At 68.9% G+C, this 20,594-nt stretch carries 22 protein-coding genes; 15 read left to right on the top strand and 7 right to left on the bottom strand.

The features are described from left to right. The first annotated feature begins 26 nt into the window (after positions 1-26). Positions 27-2,126, top strand: coding sequence for a S9 family peptidase (locus tag ACLQ6X_RS07005; protein ID WP_411699456.1), 2,100 nt, complete (start codon positions 27-29; stop codon positions 2,124-2,126). On the opposite strand, the gene ACLQ6X_RS07000 is transcribed toward ACLQ6X_RS07005, so the two are convergent. After that, entirely contained in the window at positions 2,123-2,620 is a 498-nt protein-coding gene (locus ACLQ6X_RS07000) for a MarR family winged helix-turn-helix transcriptional regulator (RefSeq protein ID WP_411699455.1), read from the bottom strand. The two genes, ACLQ6X_RS07005 and ACLQ6X_RS07000, sit on opposite strands and share 4 nt — an antisense overlap. Before the next feature lie 242 nt (positions 2,621-2,862). On the opposite strand from ACLQ6X_RS07000, the gene ACLQ6X_RS06995 reads away from it, so the two are divergent. From ACLQ6X_RS06995 to ACLQ6X_RS06985, 3 genes are all read left to right on the top strand, one after another. Further along, entirely contained in the window at positions 2,863-3,087 is a 225-nt protein-coding gene (locus ACLQ6X_RS06995; protein ID WP_411699454.1) for a hypothetical protein, read from the top strand. Between the two features lie 59 nt (positions 3,088-3,146). Then, positions 3,147-3,758, top strand: coding sequence for a DedA family protein (locus tag ACLQ6X_RS06990; protein ID WP_411699453.1), 612 nt, complete (start codon positions 3,147-3,149; stop codon positions 3,756-3,758). Between the two features lie 75 nt (positions 3,759-3,833). Beyond that, positions 3,834-5,138 carry a maltokinase N-terminal cap-like domain-containing protein gene (locus ACLQ6X_RS06985; protein WP_411699452.1) on the top strand — a complete coding sequence of 435 codons (1,305 nt, stop codon included), beginning with the start codon at positions 3,834-3,836 and terminating at the stop codon, positions 5,136-5,138. A 34-nt stretch (positions 5,139-5,172) separates the two neighbouring features. Here the strand turns inward: ACLQ6X_RS06985 and ACLQ6X_RS06980 are convergent, their stop codons facing one another. Further along, entirely contained in the window at positions 5,173-5,331 is a 159-nt protein-coding gene (locus ACLQ6X_RS06980; protein WP_411699451.1) for a hypothetical protein, read from the bottom strand. 91 nt (positions 5,332-5,422) lie between these two features. On the opposite strand from ACLQ6X_RS06980, the gene ACLQ6X_RS06975 reads away from it, so the two are divergent. Beyond that, positions 5,423-6,820, top strand: coding sequence for an FAD-dependent oxidoreductase (locus ACLQ6X_RS06975; RefSeq protein WP_411699450.1), 1,398 nt, complete (start codon positions 5,423-5,425; stop codon positions 6,818-6,820). Here the strand turns inward: ACLQ6X_RS06975 and ACLQ6X_RS06970 are convergent. Next, positions 6,780-7,451, bottom strand: a complete 672-nt coding sequence (locus tag ACLQ6X_RS06970; RefSeq protein WP_411699449.1) for a Pr6Pr family membrane protein — start codon at positions 7,449-7,451, stop codon at positions 6,780-6,782. The two genes, ACLQ6X_RS06975 and ACLQ6X_RS06970, sit on opposite strands and share 41 nt — an antisense overlap. A gap of 44 nt (positions 7,452-7,495) precedes the next feature. Between ACLQ6X_RS06970 and ACLQ6X_RS06965 the strand changes: the two genes are divergently transcribed. Beyond that, the gene (locus ACLQ6X_RS06965; protein ID WP_411699448.1) at positions 7,496-7,783 is read left to right on the top strand and encodes a toxin-antitoxin system YwqK family antitoxin; all 288 of its coding nucleotides are present in this window, start codon (positions 7,496-7,498) and stop codon (positions 7,781-7,783) included. Positions 7,784-7,814: 31 nt separating this feature from the next. Beyond that, a complete protein-coding gene (locus ACLQ6X_RS06960) occupies positions 7,815-8,423 on the top strand; it encodes a nucleoside deaminase (RefSeq protein ID WP_411699447.1) in 609 nt (202 codons plus the stop codon). A gap of 4 nt (positions 8,424-8,427) precedes the next feature. On the opposite strand, the gene ACLQ6X_RS06955 is transcribed toward ACLQ6X_RS06960, so the two are convergent. Further along, positions 8,428-8,895: a DUF5997 family protein gene (locus ACLQ6X_RS06955; RefSeq protein WP_411699446.1), complete on the bottom strand. Its 468-nt coding sequence runs from the start codon at positions 8,893-8,895 to the stop codon at positions 8,428-8,430. A 72-nt stretch (positions 8,896-8,967) separates the two neighbouring features. Here ACLQ6X_RS06955 and ACLQ6X_RS06950 point away from each other — a divergent pair, with 72 nt between their 5' ends. Further along, positions 8,968-9,660 carry a LysR family substrate-binding domain-containing protein gene (locus ACLQ6X_RS06950; RefSeq protein WP_411699445.1) on the top strand — a complete coding sequence of 231 codons (693 nt, stop codon included), beginning with the start codon at positions 8,968-8,970 and terminating at the stop codon, positions 9,658-9,660. A gap of 1 nt (position 9,661) precedes the next feature. Next, positions 9,662-10,114 (top strand): GNAT family N-acetyltransferase, encoded by a 453-nt coding sequence (locus ACLQ6X_RS06945; RefSeq protein ID WP_411699444.1) that lies wholly within the window; start codon positions 9,662-9,664, stop codon positions 10,112-10,114. Here ACLQ6X_RS06945 and ACLQ6X_RS06940 read toward each other — a convergent pair. Continuing rightward, positions 10,111-10,782 carry a GAP family protein gene (locus tag ACLQ6X_RS06940; protein WP_411699443.1) on the bottom strand — a complete coding sequence of 224 codons (672 nt, stop codon included), beginning with the start codon at positions 10,780-10,782 and terminating at the stop codon, positions 10,111-10,113. The two genes, ACLQ6X_RS06945 and ACLQ6X_RS06940, sit on opposite strands and share 4 nt — an antisense overlap. A 15-nt stretch (positions 10,783-10,797) precedes the next feature. Beyond that, entirely contained in the window at positions 10,798-11,982 is a 1,185-nt protein-coding gene (locus ACLQ6X_RS06935; protein ID WP_411699442.1) for an AI-2E family transporter, read from the bottom strand. A gap of 88 nt (positions 11,983-12,070) precedes the next feature. Between ACLQ6X_RS06935 and ACLQ6X_RS06930 the strand changes: the two genes are divergently transcribed. Genes ACLQ6X_RS06930 through ACLQ6X_RS06920 form a run of 3 tightly spaced genes read left to right on the top strand, consistent with a single transcriptional unit; the run spans position 12,071 to position 14,529 of the window. Continuing rightward, the gene (locus tag ACLQ6X_RS06930) at positions 12,071-12,466 is read left to right on the top strand and encodes an SHOCT domain-containing protein (protein WP_411699441.1); all 396 of its coding nucleotides are present in this window, start codon (positions 12,071-12,073) and stop codon (positions 12,464-12,466) included. A 45-nt stretch (positions 12,467-12,511) separates the two neighbouring features. After that, positions 12,512-13,612 (top strand): FUSC family protein, encoded by a 1,101-nt coding sequence (locus ACLQ6X_RS06925; protein WP_411699440.1) that lies wholly within the window; start codon positions 12,512-12,514, stop codon positions 13,610-13,612. An 11-nt stretch (positions 13,613-13,623) separates the two neighbouring features. After that, the gene (locus ACLQ6X_RS06920; protein WP_411699439.1) at positions 13,624-14,529 is read left to right on the top strand and encodes a hypothetical protein; all 906 of its coding nucleotides are present in this window, start codon (positions 13,624-13,626) and stop codon (positions 14,527-14,529) included. A 71-nt stretch (positions 14,530-14,600) separates the two neighbouring features. Here ACLQ6X_RS06920 and ACLQ6X_RS06915 read toward each other — a convergent pair whose 3' ends face one another. Then, on the bottom strand, positions 14,601-15,104 hold the full coding sequence (locus ACLQ6X_RS06915; RefSeq protein ID WP_411699438.1) for a GNAT family N-acetyltransferase: 504 nt from the start codon (positions 15,102-15,104) through the stop codon (positions 14,601-14,603). A 102-nt stretch (positions 15,105-15,206) separates the two neighbouring features. On the opposite strand from ACLQ6X_RS06915, the gene ACLQ6X_RS06910 reads away from it, so the two are divergent. The 3 genes from ACLQ6X_RS06910 to ACLQ6X_RS06900 all read left to right on the top strand — a co-directional run. Beyond that, positions 15,207-16,028: a hypothetical protein gene (locus tag ACLQ6X_RS06910; protein WP_411699437.1), complete on the top strand. Its 822-nt coding sequence runs from the start codon at positions 15,207-15,209 to the stop codon at positions 16,026-16,028. Further along, positions 16,025-17,584 carry a DNA polymerase Y family protein gene (locus ACLQ6X_RS06905; protein WP_411699436.1) on the top strand — a complete coding sequence of 520 codons (1,560 nt, stop codon included), beginning with the start codon at positions 16,025-16,027 and terminating at the stop codon, positions 17,582-17,584. Before ACLQ6X_RS06910 ends, ACLQ6X_RS06905 begins: the two co-directional genes overlap by 4 nt. A gap of 16 nt (positions 17,585-17,600) precedes the next feature. Next, positions 17,601-20,594 (top strand): error-prone DNA polymerase (locus ACLQ6X_RS06900; RefSeq protein ID WP_411699435.1); only part of this gene is annotated, 2,994 nt, incomplete at its 3' end.

Below are 20,594 nucleotides of genomic sequence, written 5' to 3'. Positions count from 1 at the left end.
ATCCCGATGGCGGCTAGCCTGAAGCAATGTCGTCGCAGCCCCCCATCGCCCGCAAGATCCCCTCCGAACGAATCCACCACGGCGACGTGTTCGTCGACGACTACGAGTGGATGCGCGACAAAGAGAGCCCCGAGCTCGTCGCGCACCTCGAGGCGGAGAACGCCTACGCCGACGCGCAGACCGACGAGCTCGCCGGTCTACGCGAGCAGTTGTTCGAGGAGATCAAGAACCGCACCAAGGAGACCGACCTGAGCGTGCCCGTCCGCGAGGGCAACTGGTGGTACTACACGCGCACGGTCGAGGGCAAGCAGTACGGCATTCACTGCCGCGCGCCCATCGCCGGCCCCGACGACTGGACCCCTCCCGCGGTCGACAGCATCACCGGCGAGCAGGTTCTGCTCGACGACAACGTCGAGGCCGAGGGCATCGGGTTCTACTCTCTCGGCAGCTTCGACGTGACCGGCGACGGGGGAACCCTGCTCTACGCCGTCGATACCGAGGGTGATGAGCGCTACACCTTGCGCCTGCGTGACATCGCCACCGGAGAAGACCTCGCCGACGTGGTCGAGGGTACGGCGGGCGGCGCGGTCTTCGACGCCACCGGCCGGTACGTCTTCTACACCACCGTCGACGACGCCTGGCGCCCCGACACCGTCTGGCGCCACGAGGTCGGAACGGCGTCGACCGCTGACGTCTCGGTATTCCACGAAGCCGACGAACGCTACTGGGTGGGTGTGGGGCTGACGCGCAGCCGCCGCTACCTCGAGATCGAGCTCGGTTCGAAGATCACGAGTGAGGCGCTCCTGCTCGACGCGGCTGACCCCACCGGCGAGTTCACGGTGGTCTGGCCTCGCCGCGAGGGAATCGAGTATTCGATCGAGCACGCCGTGATCGACGGCGACGACCGTCTGCTGATCGTGCACAACGACGGTGCCGTCGATTTCCAGGTGACGGATGTCTCAGCCACCGATCCCCGAGCCCCCGGCCGCCCCCTGGTACCGCACCGAGCGGGCACGCGAATCGAGAGCATCGACGCGTTCGCGGGCCACCTGGTTCTCGAATACCGCCGCGAAGCGCTCCCGCGGGTGGCGGTACTGCGGCTCGACGAGCCCGATGACGGATTCGCCGAGATCCCCTTCTCCGAAGAGCTCTTCACTGTCGCGGCCGGCGGCAATCCCGACTGGGACCAGCCGGTCGTGCGACTGCACTACGGGAGCTTCGTCACCCCCTCGACGGTGAACGACTACCACGTGTCATCCGGCGATCTGCGACTGCTCAAACAGCAGGAGGTTCTCGGCGGCTACGACCCCGCGCTCTACGTGCAGCGACGCGAGTGGGCGACGGCGGCCGACGGCACGCGCATCCCGATCTCCCTCGTCTACCGCGGCGATCTCGTCACGGCCGGCGACCCCGCTCCCCTGCACCTCTACGGCTACGGCTCGTACGAGCACAGCATCGACCCCGGTTTCGCGATCTCGCGCCTCAGCCTGCTCGATCGTGGCGTGATCTTCGCGGTCGCCCACGTGCGCGGCGGTGGCGAGCTCGGCCGCGACTGGTACGAGAACGGCAAGACCCACACCAAGCGCAACACCTTCACCGACTTCGTCGCGGTGGCACGCCACCTCACCGACTCCGGCGTCACCTCGGCCGACCGGCTCGTCGCCGAGGGTGGGAGCGCGGGCGGGCTGCTCATGGGCGCCGTCGCGAACCTCGCCCCGGAGGCCTTCGCCGGCATCCTCGCGGTCGTGCCCTTCGTCGACCCGCTCACGAGCATCCTCGACCCGTCGCTCCCCCTCACCGTGATCGAGTGGGACGAGTGGGGCGATCCCCTGCACAACGCCGACGTCTACCGGCTGATGAAGTCGTACTCCCCCTACGAGAACGTGCGCGAGATGCGATACCCGCGCATCCTGGCCATCACGAGCATCAACGACACGCGCGTGCTCTACGTCGAGCCGGCCAAGTGGGTCGCGCGGCTGCGTGAGGTCGGGGCATCCGTGCTCCTGAAGACCGAGATGAGCGCCGGCCACGGCGGAGTGAGCGGCCGCTACGAGTCGTGGCGCAAGCGCGCGTTCGAGATCGCCTGGGTGCTCGACGTGCTCGGGTTGCACACGGCGCGCCCCTAGCTGGCGGGCGCGGCCTCGCCGTTCGCGCTGAACCGGGTGTGCGGGTCGATGGTGTGCAGCACCCGGCTCATGATGCGGTCGAGGTCGGCGATGTCGGCGTCGGTGAGCGGCTCGATCACGTTCTGGCGCACGGTCTGCACGTGCCCGGGGGCCGTCGCGACGACTTTCTGCCAGCCCGCCTCGGTGAGCGTCGCGTTGGTCGCGCGGCGATCCTCGGGGCACGGGTTGCGGTCGACGTAGCCGCGCTTCTCCAGCCGCGACACCACGTGGGAGAGGCGCGGAAGCGTGGAGTTGGTGGCCGACGCCAGTGAGGTCATGCGCAGCGTGCGCTCGGGCGACTCCGACAGCATGGCCATGGTGAAGTATTCGAAGTGGGTCACGTCGGAGTCGTGCTGCAGTTGCGAATCCAGGATGCCCGGCAGCACCTCGACCACGGCGACGAACTTCTTCCACGCGCTCAGCTGTTCGGGCGTGAGCCACCGGGTGTCGTCCATCCCGGGAGCTTAGCGTCTTAGTTGCCCCTACAACTAAGCGCGCGGCCGGGCTTGACACGCCGTTTCGCGCTCGCGAGGGCAAGCGCTTCCCGCCGCAAGAAATAGCGGAAGTTTTTCATTTACGACGCGCTGAAACGCGGCTGTTCCTCTATCGAACCGGCAGCGTTACAGTGGACGTCGGGGGAACAATATCGGCGCGGTGCTGGTGAAGTCACTCCATCGACGAAGCCGGAGGCAACAACGTGCGACTCCCACAGCAGATCCTTCTGGAGGTCTGCCCGCGGTGCGAGACCGGATACCCGCTCGAGATCGTATACGGGTTCGCCAGCGCGGAGATGTTCGACTCCGCCCTCGCCGGCCACATCGCCCTCGGGGGCTGCACCTTCGACGACGACAGCCCCGCCTACCGGTGCCGCAGGGCCGACTGCGAGACCGAGTGGGGCCGCTGGGGCGACTTCCCCGACTAACCCGTCGACAACGGGGTCGTCGACCCCGGGCGTTCACCTCGCGCCGGTAGTCATGGCCCATGGAATACATAGCGGATGCCACGTTGGTGCTTGCCGCCTCGCCCTGGGTCTACGTCGTTGTGTTCGTGCTCACGGTGCTCGATGCCTTCTTCATCATCGTGCCGAGCGAAACCGTGGTCGTCGCGCTCGGTGCCCTCGCGCTCTCCACCGGGTCTCCCGAGTTGGCGGTGCTCATCCCGGTCGCCGCCGTCGCCGCCACCATCGGCGACAGCCTGACCTTCTGGTTGGGCCGCACCGTGGGGCTCGAGCGTTTCGCCTGGATGCGGCGGCCCCGCGTCGCCCGGGTGCTCGGCTGGGCCGGCCGGTCGCTCGCCGAGCGGGCGGCCGCGGTGCTGCTCACCGCGCGGTTCATCCCCTTCGGACGCATCGCCGTCAATCTCACGGCGGGCGCCAGCGCATTCGCCTACCCGCGGTTTCTCGCGCTCACCGCCATCGCCGGCGTGTGCTGGGCGTCGTACAACGCGTTGATCGGCGCGCTGTTCGGCTCCTGGTTCGACGGCAACCCGGTGCTCGCCGTGGCCATTTCGGTCTCGGTTGCGCTCGTGCTCGGCGTTCTCGTCGACCGCGCGACCGCCCGCCTTACCACGGCTTGGAATTCGCGGCGTAAGTAGCGCAAGCCCTCGCCTTCCGACCTCCCAGCGGGTAGACAGAAGACCGTAGACAAACCCGGAGGTCTGATTCAGAGCATGAGCACAACGCTGGAATGTATCGCACAGTGGATCACGCGACAGCGTTGGTATGCGGGCAAGGGGCACGAGCCCCGGCTGCGCATCCTCTCCCAAGAATCAGTGCCGTCCGATGACCCGGACGCCCGCGTGAGCGTGCTCCTGGTGATGGATGACGAGGGGCACATCCCGACGCTCTACCAGGTTCCGATCGTCGAACGCTCGACCGTCCAACCCGCCGAGCGCGGCTACCTCATCGGACAGAACGACGACGGCGACTACATCTTCGACGGCCCGCACGACGAGGCCTACCCGCGTGCGCTGCTCGCGCTGCTCGCCCCGGAACTGGCGAGCGAGGTCACCGTGACGCGCAGCACCGTGCTCTCGGGCGAACAGTCGAACACCTCGATCATCTTCGAGATCGACGGCACGCCCTCGATCATCTGCAAGGTGTTCCGCGCGTTGCACCACGGTGACAACCCGGACGTGACCCTGCAGGCCGCGCTCAGCGCCGCCGGCTCCACAGCGGTGCCCCGCTTCGTCGGCGAGACCCACGGCGAGTGGGACGACGTGGGCCGGCCGGGCGGCCGGGCTCACGGCCACCTCGCCTTCGCGCAGGAGTTCCTCGCCGGCGCCGAAGACGGCTGGAAGGCCGCGCTGCGGTTCGCGGCCGACGGGAGCGACTTCACCGAGCTGGCGCGCCTGCTGGGCGAGCAGACGGCCCGCGTACACTCCGGGCTGGCCTCGGTCATGCCCACCACCGAGGCAACCGACGACGCCATCGCCGGATTCGGCGTCTCCTGGGCCCGGCGTCTCCGCCTGGCCATCCAGGAGGTCCCCGCACTGCTCGACAGCCGCGACGAGATCGCCGCGGTCTACGAGACCGCTCGCGCCGGCACGTGGCCGCTGCTGCAGCGCATCCACGGCGACTTCCACCTCGGCCAGGCCCTGCTCGTCCCCGAGCGCGGCTGGGTGCTCGTCGATTTCGAGGGTGAGCCGCTGCGTCCCATGAACGAGCGGGACAGACCGGATGTCGCGCTCCGCGACGTCGCCGGAATGGTGCGGTCGTTCGACTACGCCGCCGGCGCGACCCCCGGTAACCCGACGGAATGGGCCGAAGCGTGCCGCGAGGCGTTCACCTCCGGCTATCTCGCCGAGTCCGGAGTCGACATCGAGACGTTCCGGCCCCTGCTCGACGCGTTCGAACTCGACAAGGCGGTCTACGAGGCGATCTACGAGGCGCGCAACCGGCCCGACTGGCTCGCCATCCCGCTGCGCGGTATCGAGCACCTGCTGTCCGCGCGCACCGCTCGGCTCGAGGCGTAGCGCGCGACGGCTCGTGCTCTAGAGGTTCAGATCCTTAGAGGTTCAGATCCTTCGGGTCGACGTCGTTGTCCACCGTCGAACTCGACTCGACGGTCTCGCTTTGCTTCACCTCCGTGTCCTTCTCGCTGGTAGGGCTTTCGTTGGTGTCTTTGCGCACGATCGATTCCTCGTGCGTCGTTTCGAGATCTGCCATACGTCGACGCTATGCCCGGCGCCGGTATCCCGGTCAGACCGGCTGGGGGCTTGCGCTCCCGCCGTGCACGGTCGGGTACAGTGGCGCTGAGATGTCATTCACTCGTCGCAACTTCCTCATCGGAGCGGGATCCGGCCTTTCCGTGCTGGTTCTCACCGCGTGTGCGGTCGACGCGCAGCCCGACCCGACTCCCAGCCCGACGCGTTCCGCGACCGGTGTTGTGCCTACGCCGACTTCGTTCGCCCGCAGCGCGTGGGGCAAGGATTCGTTCGCGCGCGGCTCGGTGAGCTTCATGGCGGTCGGTTCGACCCTCGAGCACCGCAGGGCGCTCACCGTGCCCCTCCTGCGTCGCGTCTTCTTCGCCGGTGAGGCGACTTCGGTCGACGACGCGGGAACGGTGCTCGGCGCGCAGCGTTCCGGCGCCGCCGCGGCCGCGGCCGTGGCAGAGGTCGGCAGCGCCAACGACACGATCGCGGTGATCGGCGCCGGCGCGGCGGGAGCCGAGACCGCGAAGCTCCTCACCGAACGCGGTTTCGACGTGGTGGTGATCGAGGCACGCAAACGCACGGGCGGCCGCATCGACACGGTCACCGGCGAGTCTTGGTCGTTCCCGGCCGAACTCGGCGCCTGGCGTATCGCCGACTCCGGCACCGTCGCCGAGCTGGAACGACTCGGAGTGTCCACCGCCGAACTCGGCGCCGGCGTCGACAGCTCGGTCTTCCGGTCGGCGACGGGCGAGAGCGGCTCCGACCCCGTGAGTGCGATCGCCGTGAGCTCGGCGCTCGACTGGGCACGACTGCAGGCTACGGATGAACCGATCGAAACGTCGCTCGACGAATCGGGTGCGGCGGCGCAAGCCGCGGCATCCGACAGCGGCGAACTCGCGGCAGACGACCTGATCGCGCAGCACCTCGCGACGCTCGCCACCAGGTACGGCGCCGACGCGACGGAACTCTCCAGCTGGTTTACCTCCGCCGTCACCGATGCCGAGCCGGTTCGTGTCGTTACCGGTGGCCTCCGGTCGGCCATCGACGATTCGCTCGACGGCATAGAAACCTTCCTCTCGACGGCCGTGGTCGGCATCGCCTACAGCGACGACCGGGTGAGCCTGCGGCTCGGCACGGGCGAGTCGCTCTCGGTCGACAGGGTGGTGGTCACGGTTCCTCTCGGAGTGCTGCAGGACAACAGCATCGACTTCGACCCGCTGTTGCCGTTCGAACACCGCACCGCCATCGCCGCCCTCGGCATGGGCACGATCGACACCGTGTGGCTGCGATTCGATGAGCCGTTCTGGACGACCGACGCGGTGCTGTGGAACCTCGTGGGAACCGACGACGAGATCACGACCTGGTACAACCTGGAGCCCCTCACCGGCGAACCGGTGCTCGTGGGAATCGTCGGTGGCGCGGCCGCGGATCGCACCGAGCTGCTGACAGACGACGAACTGACTACGGCTGTTCTGCAGACGCTCGCACCGTTCGCCCGGTAAGCCTCTCGGCAACCGGCCGTATCCGGGCCAGTGAGATGACCCCCGTGCTCGTCACGGCGAACGTCATCAGGGCGATTGACGAGTAGCTGACGAACTCGAACGGGTCGGTAACCTGGTCGGGGTCGAGGAAGAAGTAGGGATACCAGCCGACGACCGCGCCGCGCACGAGCGTGACGCCGCCCCAGATCACGGGATAGCCGACCGTGAGCGTGATCATCCGCCACTGGGAGCGACCCCGACCGCGGGAGATGATCCACTCCAGCAGGGCGAATCCGGGCAGCCAGAAGTGCAATACCTGATCGCTCCACGGCACCTCCAGCCGAAAGCCCCGCTCCCCCGCCTGCTGAACCAGAATGGCGAATACGATCCCGGCCACCAGGATCCAACTGAGCACGACGGCGTGCAGGTTGGTGAGCCACGGCGGGTCGACAGTCGACTTCACCGCGACGATGCCGCCGACGACGCAGACGACCATAAAGGCGATGTTGCTCTGGATGGTGAGGTAGGCGAAAAAGTTGCCCGGCGCGAAGCTGGCGGTGTCGAGCCCCCAGATGTAACGTGCGACCAGCGAAACGAGTTCGACCAGCGCGAAAATGAAGCGAGCAGCACCCACGGCGACTCGAGAATTCACCTGGCGCCCTTCACTTGATCTGTCTATGAACCCGGGAGTTGAGCATGAGTACCACCGTGAGCGAGGAACAGTTCAGCGACGGCACGATCTCCGGCCGTGGACCCGTCGACGCGCACGGAGTGAAGTCTGGCAGGTGGGAATTCTATTACCGAAGCGGCACGCTCAAAGGCGTCGGGGAGTTCGTTGACGGCGCGATGAACGGCGACTGGGTCTGGACGCGCGAAGACGGCACTCTCATGCGCACCGGCACCTTCGTGGCGGGAGAGCAGCGGGGACAGTGGAAGACTTATGACAGTGCGGGAGACCTCGCGCGCACCACCGATTTCCACTGAGCACGCCCCGCCCGATCCAGCAGGAGCCACGATGAACACTTCCTTTGCCACGAGCATCACAGCCGAGCTGCCGTCGTGGCTCGTCGCGCGACTCGACGACTACACGGCACCCCTCGAGACCCACGAGCAGCGGATGACCGTGGTCAATCAGCTGGCAGCGCGCAACTGGCGCGAGGGCAACGGCGGTCCGTTCGCGGCGATCGTCGTCGACCGCACCACCAACCTCATCGTGTCGGTGGGCGTGAACATCGTGCTGAGCTCCGGTCTCTCCGCCGGGCACGCCGAGTTCACCGCCCTGTCGCTCGCCCAGACCCGCACCGGCAGCTGGGACCTCGGCGGCACGGCCGAACAGGATCTCGAACTCGTCGTCAACTGGCGCCCGTGCATCATGTGCTACGGATCGCTCATCTGGTCGGGTGTCAAGCACCTTGTGATCGCCGGAGACGGTCCCGAGCTCGAACGGCTCAGCGGCTTCGACGAGGGACCCATCCCAGGCGGCGATTGGAAGCGCGAGCTCGAGGCCCGCGGCATCAGCGTCACGATGGACGTGCTGCGCGACGAGGCCATCGCCGTGTTCGCCGAATATGGGGCGTCGAACTCGATCGTCTACAACGCCCGCGGCACCGGGTCGCGCAACTAGCGGATTACTTGTTTTCGCGCTCCGCACGGGCGGCACGGTTGGCCGCGTCGCTGGCCTCGCGTTCGGCGATGCGCTCCTGCTTGGCGGTCCACTCGGCACGTTCCTTGTCGCGCTGCTTGAGGCGCGCGTTCTCCTCGCGCACGTCGGCCTGCGTGCGGCGCTCCGTCACGAGCCAGCGCGGCGGGGCGGCAAGAAGTTCTTGGATCTGTGTGGTCGTCAGGGCCTCGTCGACTCCGCCGCGGGCCAGGCCGGCGTTCGAGACGCCCAGCTTGCCCGCCACGATCGGACGGGGGTGCGGACCATTGAGCCGAAGCTGCACGACCCACTCCGGCGGGTTGGCGAGCAGCTCGTTCAACTCGCTGCGGGTGATGTCGTTTTTCTGAAACTCTTCGGGCGCCGCCGGCAGGTAGATGCCGAGCTTCTGCGCGGCCGTTGAGGGCTTCATGGACTGCGGGGAACGCTCGGTACTCATGCCTAGAGCGTAGCCTGAGCTACGGCACTTGTTGATTTGACTCGTTCCAGCACCAGCAATCGAAGGGATACCGTGACTCTCACCCTCGCCTTCGTGCCCGGCGTCACGCTCACCAAGTGGACGAGACTCTGGGAGGAACGTCGTGCCGACGAGCCGCTCGGTTTTCTCGCCACGACCGAGTCGACCCAGGCGGCCGCGCTGCTCGACGGCAGCGCGCAGGTCGGATTCGTGCGGCTTCCGTTGCCCCCCGAGGCCGAGAGTGAGCTCAGCGTCATCCGTCTGTACAGCGAAGTCCCCGTCGCGGTGCTGCCCGAGGACCACCCCCTCGCCGACCAGGATTCCGTGACGCTCGCCGACCTCTCCGAGATCACGCTGCACGACAACCAGGGTTCGTTGCGCGACGCCGTGGAGCTCATCGCGGCCGGCGTCGGTGCGCTCGTCGTTCCGCACGCGCTCGCCCGACAGTATTCGCGCAAAGACGTCGTTTCGCGCGACGTCACCGACGCCGACGAGACCTGGATCGGCGTGGCCTGGCGCACCGAGGGCGAGACCGCCGAAATCGAGGAGTTCGTGGGCATCGTGCGTGGTCGCTCGGCCAACAGCTCCCGGGGCGGAACGATCGCGCCGCGTAAAGAGAAAGTCGATCCCGACCTGCAGATCGCGAAGGACAAGCCGGAAAAGAAGGCCGTAGCGAAGCCGCGCGGCAAGTACGTGCACCGGTCGACGGCGCGACCCCAGGGCAAGCGTCGCCGCCAGGGCCGATAGATTGCCCGGCTTCGAACTGATGAAGGCAGCGGATGTCGCAGAACTCACCGCGTTCCTCCGTAGCGCCGACCTCACCCTGAGCGGGCTCGACGACCCCGACGTGTGTCTGTGGCTGCTCCGTGACGAGTCCGGCGCGCTCATCGGCAGCACCGGGTTCGAGGTGTCGGCGGGTGGTGACGACGTCATCATCCGCAGCGTGGCGGTCGGGGTGGACGCTCGCGGCTCCGGACTCGGCACACGACTGGCCCGCCACGCCATCGATAAGGCCAGGGCGCAGGGAGCGCGTCGTGCGTGGCTGTTCAGCCGTCGCTCGGGACCCTTCTGGCAGAAGCTGGGGTTCGTAGCGGCCGACCGCGACGAACTGGCTGCGGCCTTGGCGACGACGCGACAGGTGCGCCTCTTCGTCGAGACCGGGCAACTGCAGCGTGAGATCGCCTGGAGCAGACCTCTCTAGAACTCGGCGATACCCATGCCGACGACCACCACGCCGAGAAAGAGCAGCGCCGTGGCGGTGACAGTGGAGATGTTGCGCAACAGCCATTCCCGCAGCCCCTCGAGACCGGTCGTCACCCGGGGTGCCCCCGAGAAGAAGGCGATGACGGGCGCGGCGATCGTCGAGGCGGCGAGGGCGACGAAGATCGCCATCACGATCGTCGCGGGCGCCAGGGCGAGCCTCGCCGAGCCGATCACGACGCCGGCGGCGAGCGAGATCAGCAGGTTCTTCGGCCGGAACGCCGAGTAGACGAAACCGACGGCGAGCCCGCGCCAGAGCGTGAGCGAGTCGATGGCGGTGATCCAGCGGGGAACCGGAGGCGACTCGCCCGACCGCGGCCGGGCGCGCCAGGTGCGCACGGCCAGCACGATGAGCAGCACACCGAGCAGGATCTCGATGACGCCGATTGCCACGTTCGAGGTGTGCGGTCGTGCGTTCGGCAGCAGAGCCGCCAACAGCACGAACAGCGTCGTCATGACCGTGATGCCCGCCACCCAGCCGATCAGGAACCCCACGCTCGTACCCCGTGCCTTGGGCGAGAGCAGCATGATCGTCGTCGCCATGATCGGCACGGGGCTGATGGCGATGCCGAGGGCGAGCGGCAGCACGTCGCCGATGACCGGTCCCACCTGCGCCTCCCGTCGCTATACCGTGCCGCGTCGGCGCAGTCTGCGCGCGGTGTCTTCGGCCTTCATCATCGATTTGGTGTGCGCGAGATCGCCGATGACCGGCCGCCACCAGCCCGCGTGTGGATCCGAGTCGATCAGCAGCGCGCGCACGATGAGGGTGAGCGGCACGGCCAGGATCGCACCGACCGGTCCGATGATCGTGGTCCAGACGAGAACGGACAGGAAGGTGATGGTCTGTGTCAGGGCGACCGCATTGCCCACCACCCGCGGTTGCACGAGGGTCTGCACCACGCCGTTCACCAGCGCGTAGACGATGATCACCGGAATGGCCGTCTCCCATCCCCCGACGAGAAAACCGAACACGACGGGCGGGATGATCGCGATGAAGTAGCCGATATTAGGGATGAAGCTGCCGAGGAACGCGAGCAGCCCCCACAGGAAGGCGCCGGGCACGCCCAGGATCACGAGCGCGATCGCGTTGAGGGCGCCCTGTGCGATGCCCAGCAACGCGGTGGCGACCATGTAGCGCCGGATGCCGGCGGCCAGGATCTCGAGCGACGTCACCATCCGAGCACGGGTGGGTCGCAGCTCGGCGAAGATCGCACGGAGGTAGCTGGCGTCGGCCGCCATCAGGATGAGGGTGGTCAGCACGATGACGAGGGCGACCGTCAGGTTGGCGAGATTGCCGAAGATTCCGTAGACGAGGTCGAGGATGCGGCCGGGGTCGAACCCGGCGACGATCTCCTGCACCTGGCTCGAGCTGATGCCGAGGCCGGCGAGTGCGGCTCCGATCGTGCTGCCGATCTCCGCGATCTGCGGAGCGAACTGGGGCAGCAGCGTGGCGAACTGGGCGAACGCCACAACGAGAGCCGTGATGAACGCCGCGAGCGTGAGGAAGACGGCGAGGGCCACGGAGCCCGTCGCGATTCCGCGGGGAACCCCGCGCTTCTCCAACCCGATGCGCAGGGGGTGCGCGCAGATCGTGAGCACCAACGAGAGAACCACGGGGGCCACGATCGACCGTATCGACGAGAGCCCGAACGCCACCACCGTCGCCCCCGCGAGCCCCAGCAGTATGGCCGTGCCGCGGGGCATGACGGCGCGCGCGGGCGCGACGGGTGCCGGGGGCAGCTCGACGGCCTTGCGCTTCCACCACATGATGCTGATCAGGATGCTGCCCGCGCCGCCCGTGCGATTCACCCGGCAGAGGCGAGGCCGCACCGCGGGTGATATCGCCACTCTGGAGGTGCGCTCACTACCGGGCCGCATTCGACGAACGGGGACTGCGATGAATTGGGAAAACTTCTGGGAGGTCATCTGGCTTTTCTTCTGGGGCTTCGTGTTCATCGCCTACCTCATGGCGTTGTTCTCGATCGTCGCCGACCTGTTCCGCGACCACACGCTGAGCGGAGGGTGGAAAGCGGTGTGGATCTTCTTCCTGGTCTTCGCGCCGTTCATCACCGCGCTCGTCTACCTGATCGCGCGGGGCGGCGGGATGGCCGAACGCAACCAGCGAGCGGCGAGCGATGCCCAGGCGGCGACGGCCCACTACATCCGCGACGTGGCCGGCACGAGCCCCGCCGACGAGATCGCCAAGGCGAAGACCCTGCTCGACTCCGGCACCATCAGCGCCGAGGAATTCGCCCACCTCAAGTCGCGGGCCCTCGACTCCGCGCGCGCGTAGCCTCCGGAACCGCGAGGGCGGGGCGCATCCGCATAGTCTGGTTCCGTGACGGATCCCGGCAACTCGCGCTTCAGGCGCTTCGCCGAACTCGGTTTGGCGCCGGCGCGGTACGCACGGGTGCTGCGGGCGACCGACCGCACTCCCCTGCTGCAGGTCGTCAAGACGGCCGTGGCCGCGAGCCTCGCGTGGGTCGCCTGCCTGCTCGTCCTGCCCGGCGACCTGCCGATCTTCGGCACGATCGCCGCGATCCTCGTTGTGCAGCCGAGCATCAACCAGTCGTTCGCGAAGGCGCTCGAGCGCACGGTCGGGGTGATCGCCGGTGTCGTGATCGCGTCGCTCGCGGCGGCGTTCTTCGGTGTGGAGAGTTGGCTGATCCTCGCCAGCATCCTGGTCTCGCTGCTCGTGGGCTGGGCGTTCCGCCTGAGCCAGTCGACCACCGCGCAGATTCCGATCAGCGCCCTGCTCGTGCTCACCATCGGTGCGGCCACCCCCGGCTACGCGGTCGAGCGTGTCTTCGAGACCGTGCTCGGCGCGGCGATCGCCGTGGTGGTCAACGTCATCGTGGTGCCACCCGTGCGGCTGAAGCCGGCGCAGGACTCGATCGCCGCCCTCGGCGCGGAGGTCGCGAACTCGCTCGACGACCTGGCCCGGCTGATCAGGGAGCCGTCGACGGCGAAGCAGCGGATGTCGGCCCTCGTGACCGCGCGGCTGCTGCACCCGATGGAACTCAAGGCGGTCGCCGCCGTGACGGGCGCCGGGGAGAGCCTGCGGTTCAACCCGCGGCGCTCGGTGCACCGCTCGACCCTCGCCACCGACAACCAGCTGCTCGACACGCTCCACGTGCTCGTGCTGCGGGTGCCGGGCATGATCCGCGCGCTCGACGACCGCTACGACGAGACCATCCACACCGAACCGACGGCGGCCGGACTCTCGACCGAGGTGGCGCGCGCGGCCCACGACCTGCGGCTCGTGATGCAGCAGGCCGAACCCGCGGAGGCCGCGACCGACGAGCAGCCGACCCTCACCGAGCCGTTCACCGTGCTCGCGCCGAGCGCCGCGCACTGGATCCTCATCGGCTCGTTGCTCGAAGACCTGCGCCGGGTGCGCGAGGTGATCGTGGCGGCCTCCGACGACCGGGTGGCGTGAAATAATCAGGGGTGACCTCGACTCCCCCCACTCTCGTTACCGCCCCCCTCGGCCTCCTGCTCGACGTCGACGGGCCCGTCGCGAGCCCCGTCAGCCGCAGCATCGGCATTACGAGTATCGTCTCCGACCTCGTGCTGCTCGCCGGGGCGGGCGTGCCGATCGCCTTCATCACCGGCCGGTCTGACGCGTTCATCCGCGGCGAGGTCATTACGCCGCTGCTGGCCGCGGGACTCGGCGGTGCGCTGTCCCGCCCGGGAACGAGCATGTTCGGCGTGTTCGAGAAGGGCGCGGTGTGGGCGCCCGTGACCGCCGACGGCCTGGGCGACATCGTGGTCGACGAGGCCGTGGCGCTGCCGAAGGCCGTCGTCGACGAGCTGCGTGAGCTCGTGGCATCCGAATTCTCCGACACCATGTTCTTCGACGAGACCAAGCACGCCATGGTCTCGGTCGAACAGCGCACCGACGTGTCGCGCGAGGTCTACCTGCCGACGCAGGAGCGTTTCAACGAGGCGTCGTTCGCCGTGCTCGAACGCCACGGCGTCGGCGTGCGCCTCGGCGACCGGGAGGCTCCGGATGCCACGGGGCAAGTACCGTTCCGGCTCGACCCCACGATCATCTCGACCGACATCGAATCCGTGCTGCTCGACAAGGACCGCGGCGCCGAGCGCGCCCTCGAGTACTTCGCGGCGAGCGGCCCGCTGCCGAAGCTCTGGCGGTCGGTGGGCGACTCGCGCAGCGACTACCTCATGGCCGACCACCTCCATTCCGCCGGGTACGACGTGGCGCACGTCGATGTGCGCCCGCTCGACGGCATTCTCGACCGCCCCTACGACATCATCACCGAGGGCGAGCTCATCCACGACGAGGCCGGCGCCGCGTTCCTCGGCCACTGGGTGACGAAGCTGGGGCTGCGCTAGCGAAACCGCTCAACAGGATCGACCGACCCCGGCGGCCGCTCAACAGGACGATATGGAGATTCCGTGCCGCGTCATCCTGTCGAGAGCACGCGGCGCATGCGGTAGTTGGTCAGCACGCTGCCGCGCCGCTCGACGCGCTGCTCCGTGACCACGTGGAAGCCGTGGCGTTCGAAGAACGGTCGCGCCGTGATGCTGGCGTTCGTGCTGAGTTCGGCACCACCGCGCGCGTTCACGATGTCGACGACGTGCTGCACGAGTGCGGATGCCACGCCGTTGCGGGCGGCATCGGGGTCGACGAACATCATGTCGATGTACCCGTCGTCGTCGACATCGGTGAATCCGACCGGTTCGCCGTCGCGCTCGGCGACCCAGGTGTCGACGCTCGCGCGTCGGTTCCCCCACGCGTCGAGATCGACCTCGCGGGGCGCCCACGACTCGATCTGCTCGGGGTCGTAGTCACGCGAGGCCGTGCCGCGCACCGCGCGCTGGAAGCAACGCAGGGTCGCCGCCGCGTCGGTGGACGCGTATCGGCGCAGGGTGATCGGATGTTCGGCCATGGCTCCAGTGTCCTTCACTTCAGGAGGCTGGGGAATCCTGCACGGCACGAGCTGACGACACGCGCGGGCGGTTCGCGACACGCCGGGTGAATGTCGGTGGCAATTGACATATTCGAACGTATGTTCGAATATGAAGAGATGCCAGCGGCAGCGTCTTTCCTCTCCCCAGCCGTCCCGGCGAGCCATCAGGCCGTCGGAGAATACCCCACGCGCCTCAGAGACCTGGCGGCTGCCGCTGGCGATTCTTCCCCCGCCGACAAGGCGCAGAAGGTGCTCGAACTGCAGTCGCGCATCCGCTCGATGCAGGCGACCAAGCTCGACACCCGCACCCTCCCCACCCACCCGGCGATCGCGCGGCTGCTGCCGGGTGGCGGGCTGCAACAGGGGTCCGTCTACTCGGTCGTCGGGTCGACCACGCTGCTCATGGCGCTGCTCGCCGGTCCGAGCGCCGCCGGTTCCTGGTGCGGCGTCGTGGGCGTGCCCGAGTTCGGCATCGAGGCGGCCGCGCGTTTCGGCATCGACCTCGAACGACTCGTGCTCGTGCCCCAGCCCGGCGACCAGTGGCTCGGCGTCACCTCCGCGATCGCCGACGTGATGAGCGTCGTCGTCGCCCGGCCGCCGAAGCGTGCGAGCGACGGCGCGGTCGCCCGGCTGTCCGCGCGACTGCGTCAGCGCGGCTCGACCCTGATCGTGCTGGGTGCCTGGCCGCAGAGCGACGCGATCCTCACCCTCTCGCAGAGCGACTGGAGCGGTCTCGGCGACGGCCACGGCTACCTCGAGGCGCGTCAGGCCACCGTCACGGTCACCAGCAGCACGGGCGGGCGTCCGCGCAGCACGCGACTGTGGCTGCCCGACCAGTCCGAGCAGTTTCGCGAGGTCACCCCGATCGGTGCGAGTCACGCTGCGCGCGAGGCGCCGCTGCGACGGGCGGCGACCGCATGAGCACGCCGACCCGCACCATGGTGCTGTGGAGTCCCGACTGGCCGATCACGGCGGCGAGCCGCGATCTCGGCCTAGACGATTCGCTGCCGATCGCCCTGATCGACAAGGGGCTCGTTCTCGCCTGTTCCGCCGCGGCCAGGGCCGAGGGCGTCAAGCGCGGCATCCGCGTGCGTGAGGCGCAGGCGCGCTGTGCGGGGCTCGTGGTGCTGCCGCACCGGCCCGATGTCGACAACCGCGTCTTCGAGCCCGTGATCACCGAGATCGAACGCATGACGCCGGGGGTGCAGCTTCTGCGCCCCGGCAGCCTGGCGATCCGTGCGCGCGGGCCCGCCCGCTACTACGGCGGCGAGAAGCCGGCCGCCCTCGCGCTCATCGGTGTGCTCGACGATCTCGGCGTCGCCGGCGCGCGCGTGGGTATCGCCGACGGACCGTTCACGGCCGAGCAGGCGGCACGGTCCACCGGTACAGCGCGCGCTGCCGTGCGCGTGGTCGCCGAGGGCGCATCCGCCCGGTTCCTGGCCCCGCTCCCCCTCGCGGTCTTCGACCAGCCGGCCCTCGCCGTTCTGCTGCAACGCCTCGGCATCCGCGATCTCGGCGCCTTCGCCGCGCTCGACGCGACCGACGTGCGCGAGCGCTTCGGCGAGCCGGGCGCGCGCGCCTACGCCCTCGCCCGCGGGCTCGACGCCCAGCTGGTGGCGCCGCGCGTTCCGCCCAGACACCTCGAGCAGGTGGTCTCGTTCGAGCCCGCCCTCGACCGCATCGACCAGGTGAGCTTCGGCGTGCTCGCCATCGCCGACGCCTTCATCGCCGGGCACATCGCGGCGAAGCTCGTCTGCACGGGCATCCGCATCGACATCGAATCCGACTCGGGCGAGGTGTCGGGGCGCAGCTGGCTGCACCCGCGGTCGTTCACCGCGAGCGAGGTCGTCGACCGGGTGCGTTGGCAGCTGCAGGGCGGCGCGGCCGAATCGGGGCTGAGCTCCGGCGTCACGCGCGTCACCGTGACCCCCGAGAACGTCGACTCGGTCGGCAACCACGAAGAGGGGCTGTGGGGTTCGGGGCCCGACGAGCGCATCCACCACGGGCTCTCGCGCGTGCAGGGAATGCTCGGCCACGAGGCCGTGCTCACCGCCGTCGTGGGCGGCGGCCGCACCCTCGGCGACCGGGCGACGCTCGTGGCCTGGGGCGACCGCCCGCCCACCCTCACGCCCCGCCCGTGGCCCGGACAGCTGCCGCAACCCGCGCCGGCCACGGTCTTCCCCACCGGGCACCCCGTGCACGTGTTCGGCGCCGACGGCCGCGCGGTCACCGTCGACGACCGCGGCACGCTCTCCGCCGCGCCCGTCGAGTTCAGCGCCGGGTCGGGCGCGAAACTGCGCAGGGTCACCGCGTGGGCCGGCCCGTGGATCATCGACGAACGCTGGTGGGACGCCGCGACGAGCCGCAGGGCGAGCCGGTTCCAGATGGTCGACGATTCGGGGCAGGCCTGGCTGTTGGTGCTGAACAGCGGCGGCGCCGACGGTTCCGACTGGGTCGCCGAAGCGCGGTACGACTGATGGCCGGGAGCACCTGATGGGCTGGAACAACCCGCCGATCCCGTGGTCGGAGTTCGAACGCAAACTCTCCGACGCCAGCCGGCCCAGCACGCTGCCGCCGGGTGCCGACGGCGGCGACAGTCCCGCGTGGTCGGCGAAACGCGGTGCCTACAAGGCTTCCGGGCAGTCGAGGTCGGATGACGCGGGGCTCGTGCCCTACGCCGAGCTGCACGCGCACTCCAGCTTCAGTTTCCTCGACGGCGCGTCCTCCCCCGAGTCGCTCATCGAGGAGGCCGCGCGGCTCGGCCTGCACGGCCTCGCCCTCACCGACCACGACGGCTTCTACGGCATCGTGCGCATGGCCGAGGCGGCCGCGGCGCAGAAGATCCTGGGCGGCTCCACGCCGGCCACGATCTTCGGCTCCGAGCTCTCGCTCGGTCTGCGCACCCCGCAGAACGGCATCGCCGACCCCGAAGGCAGCCACCTGCTCGTGCTCGCGCGGCAACGGGAGGGCTATCACCGGCTCGCCCGCGCGCTCACCCACGCCCAACTCACGGGCGACGAGAAGGGACGCCCGCTCTACGACCTCGAGCTGCTGTCCGAACAAGCGGGCGGCGAGTGGACGATCCTCACCGGCTGCCGCAAGGGCGCGGTGCGGCAGGCGCTCACCCGCCAGGGCGTCAACCGCAGCGACCGGGAGCGCGATGCCGCCCGCGAGGTCGACCTGCTCTCGGCCCTCTTCGGCCGCGACCGGGTGCTCGTGGAGCTCACCGACCACGGCAACCCCCTCGACAGCGCGCACAACGACGCCCTCGCCGCGATCGCCGCCGCGCAGGGGCTCGGCGTCGTGGCCACCGGCAACGTGCACTTCGCCACCCCGAAGCAGCACCACCTCGCGAGTGCCCTGGCCGCCGTGCGCGCCCGCCGCAGTCTCGACGAGATGGACGGCTGGCTGCCGGCATCCGGCTCCGCGCACCTGCGCTCGGGTGCCGAGATGGCGGCGCGATTCGCGCGCTACCCCGGTGCGATCGAACGCACCGTCGAGATCGCCGACGACCTGAGCTTCGAGTTGAGCCGGGCCAAGCCCGAACTGCCGAAGCAGCGGGTGCCCGAGGGGCACACGCCCATGAGCTGGCTGCGCGAGCTCACCTGGCAGGGAGTCGCCCTGCGTGGCATCGTTCTGAGCCCGGATGACACGGCTCGCGTCGAGAGCGAGCTACAGGTCATCGAAGACAAAGACTTTCCCGGCTACTTTCTGATCGTGCACGACATCGTGCGGGAGGCCCGCAGCCGCGGCATCCTCTGTCAGGGTCGTGGATCCGCCGCGAACTCGGCCGTCTGCTATCTGCTGATGATCACGGCGGTCAATCCGATCCAGTACAAGCTGCCGTTCGAACGCTTCCTCTCCAGCATGCGCGAAGAAGAACCCGACATCGACGTCGACTTCGACTCCGACCGGCGCGAGGAGATCATCCAGTACGTCTACGTCAAGTACGGGCGCGTCAACGCGGCGCAGGTGGCCAACGTCATCCAGTACCGGCCCAAGTTCGCCGTGCGCGACATGGCCAAGGCGCTCGGGCACAGTCCGGGCCAGCAAGACGCGTGGTCGAAGCAGGTGGAACGCCACGGCGCCCTCACCGAGAGCACCGAACACGACATCCCCGAGGCCGTGGTCGACCTCGCGCTCGAGGTGATGAAGTTCCCCAGGCACATGGGCATCCACTCGGGCGGTATGGTGCTCACCGACCGCCCCGTCGGCGAGGTCGTGCCGATCGAACGCGGACGCATGAAAGACCGCACGGTCGTGCAGTGGGACAAAGAAGACTGCGCCTGGATGGGTCTCGTGAAGTTCGACCTGCTCGGTCTCGGCATGCTCTCGGCCCTGCAGCACGGCTTCGACATCGTGCGCGAGTCGGTGGGCGACCGCATCGACCTCGACACGATCCCGAAAGAAGAGGCCGGCGTCTACGACATGCTGTGCAACGCCGACGCGATCGGCGTGTTCCAGGTGGAGTCGCGCGCGCAGATGGGGCTGCTCCCCCGACTGCAGCCGCGCCGCTTCTACGACCTCGTGGTGCAGATCGCGCTCGTGCGACCCGGCCCCATCCAGGGCGGTGCCGTGCACCCGTTCGTGCGCCGCAAGCTCGGCGAAGAAGAGGTGACCTACCTGCACCCCAAGCTGAAGAAACCGCTCGAGCGCACGCTCGGGGTTCCCGTCTTCCAGGAGCAGTTGATGCAGATGGCCATGGAGGTGGGCAACTGCACGGGCGAAGACGCCGACCTGCTGCGCCGGGCCATGGGTTCGAAGCGCGGGATCGAACGCATCGAGTCGTTGCGCACCAAGCTCTACGCCGGCATGAAGCAGAACGGCATCGAGTCCGCCGTGGCCGACGAGATCTACGCCAAGATCCAGGCCTTCGCCAACTTCGGCTTCGCCGAGAGCCACAGCCTGAGCTTCGCGCTGCTCGTCTACGCGAGCGCGTGGATGAAGCTGCACTACCCGGCCGCGTTCCTCGCCGCGATGCTGCGCGCCCAGCCGATGGGCTTCTACTCGGGGCAGAGCCTCGTGGCCGACGCCCGGCGGCACGGGGTCGAGGTGCTGCGGCCCGACATCCTGCGTTCGGGTGTGGGGTCGGGGTTGGAGGGTCTCGATACGGGGGCTGGGGCGCCCTACTCGACCAGCAGCACTTGCCTCGACCGCGAGCAGCCCCCCGTTGCGCAGACGTTCGACCGTGGCATCCGTCTCGACTATGCGGCGCACCGCCGCGACGCCGCATTCGCCGTGCGTCTCGGGCTCGACGAGGTGAAGGGCATCGGCGCACCGCTCGCCGAGCGCATAGTGGCAGAACGCGATCACGGCGGAGACTACGTCTCGATGGCCGATCTCGTGCGGCGGGTCGGCGTGACCACCGCCCAGCTGGAGTTTCTCGCGGCGGCCGGCGCCTTCGAGTCGCTCGGCCTCACGCAGCGCGAGGCGCTGTGGACGGCGGGGAGCGCCGCGCAGGACCGCGCCGAGTTCCTGCCCGGGTCG

The sequence above is a fragment of the Conyzicola sp. genome (genome assembly GCF_046714715.1).
In the GTDB taxonomy this organism is placed as follows: Bacteria; Actinomycetota; Actinomycetes; order Actinomycetales; family Microbacteriaceae; genus Conyzicola.
This window is presented reverse-complemented; position numbering and strand designations above follow the sequence as displayed.

What these genes read in the sequence shown, in the direction of transcription:
- ACLQ6X_RS06990 (WP_411699453.1), top strand. Translation starts at nt 3,147, where the DNA reads ATGGAATACATAGCGGATGCCACGTTGGTGCTTGCCGCCTCGCCCTGG.
- ACLQ6X_RS06975 (WP_411699450.1), top strand. Translation starts at nt 5,423, where the DNA reads ATGTCATTCACTCGTCGCAACTTCCTCATCGGAGCGGGATCCGGCCTT.
- ACLQ6X_RS06985 (WP_411699452.1), top strand. Translation starts at nt 3,834, where the DNA reads ATGAGCACAACGCTGGAATGTATCGCACAGTGGATCACGCGACAGCGT.
- ACLQ6X_RS06955 (WP_411699446.1), bottom strand. Translation starts at nt 8,895, where the DNA reads ATGAGTACCGAGCGTTCCCCGCAGTCCATGAAGCCCTCAACGGCCGCG.
- ACLQ6X_RS06960 (WP_411699447.1), top strand. Translation starts at nt 7,815, where the DNA reads ATGAACACTTCCTTTGCCACGAGCATCACAGCCGAGCTGCCGTCGTGG.
- ACLQ6X_RS06965 (WP_411699448.1), top strand. Translation starts at nt 7,496, where the DNA reads ATGAGTACCACCGTGAGCGAGGAACAGTTCAGCGACGGCACGATCTCC.
- ACLQ6X_RS06905 (WP_411699436.1), top strand. Translation starts at nt 16,025, where the DNA reads ATGAGCACGCCGACCCGCACCATGGTGCTGTGGAGTCCCGACTGGCCG.
- ACLQ6X_RS06980 (WP_411699451.1), bottom strand. Translation starts at nt 5,331, where the DNA reads ATGGCAGATCTCGAAACGACGCACGAGGAATCGATCGTGCGCAAAGAC.
- ACLQ6X_RS07005 (WP_411699456.1), top strand. Translation starts at nt 27, where the DNA reads ATGTCGTCGCAGCCCCCCATCGCCCGCAAGATCCCCTCCGAACGAATC.
- ACLQ6X_RS06910 (WP_411699437.1), top strand. Translation starts at nt 15,207, where the DNA reads ATGTTCGAATATGAAGAGATGCCAGCGGCAGCGTCTTTCCTCTCCCCA.
- ACLQ6X_RS07000 (WP_411699455.1), bottom strand. Translation starts at nt 2,620, where the DNA reads ATGGACGACACCCGGTGGCTCACGCCCGAACAGCTGAGCGCGTGGAAG.
- ACLQ6X_RS06930 (WP_411699441.1), top strand. Translation starts at nt 12,071, where the DNA reads ATGAATTGGGAAAACTTCTGGGAGGTCATCTGGCTTTTCTTCTGGGGC.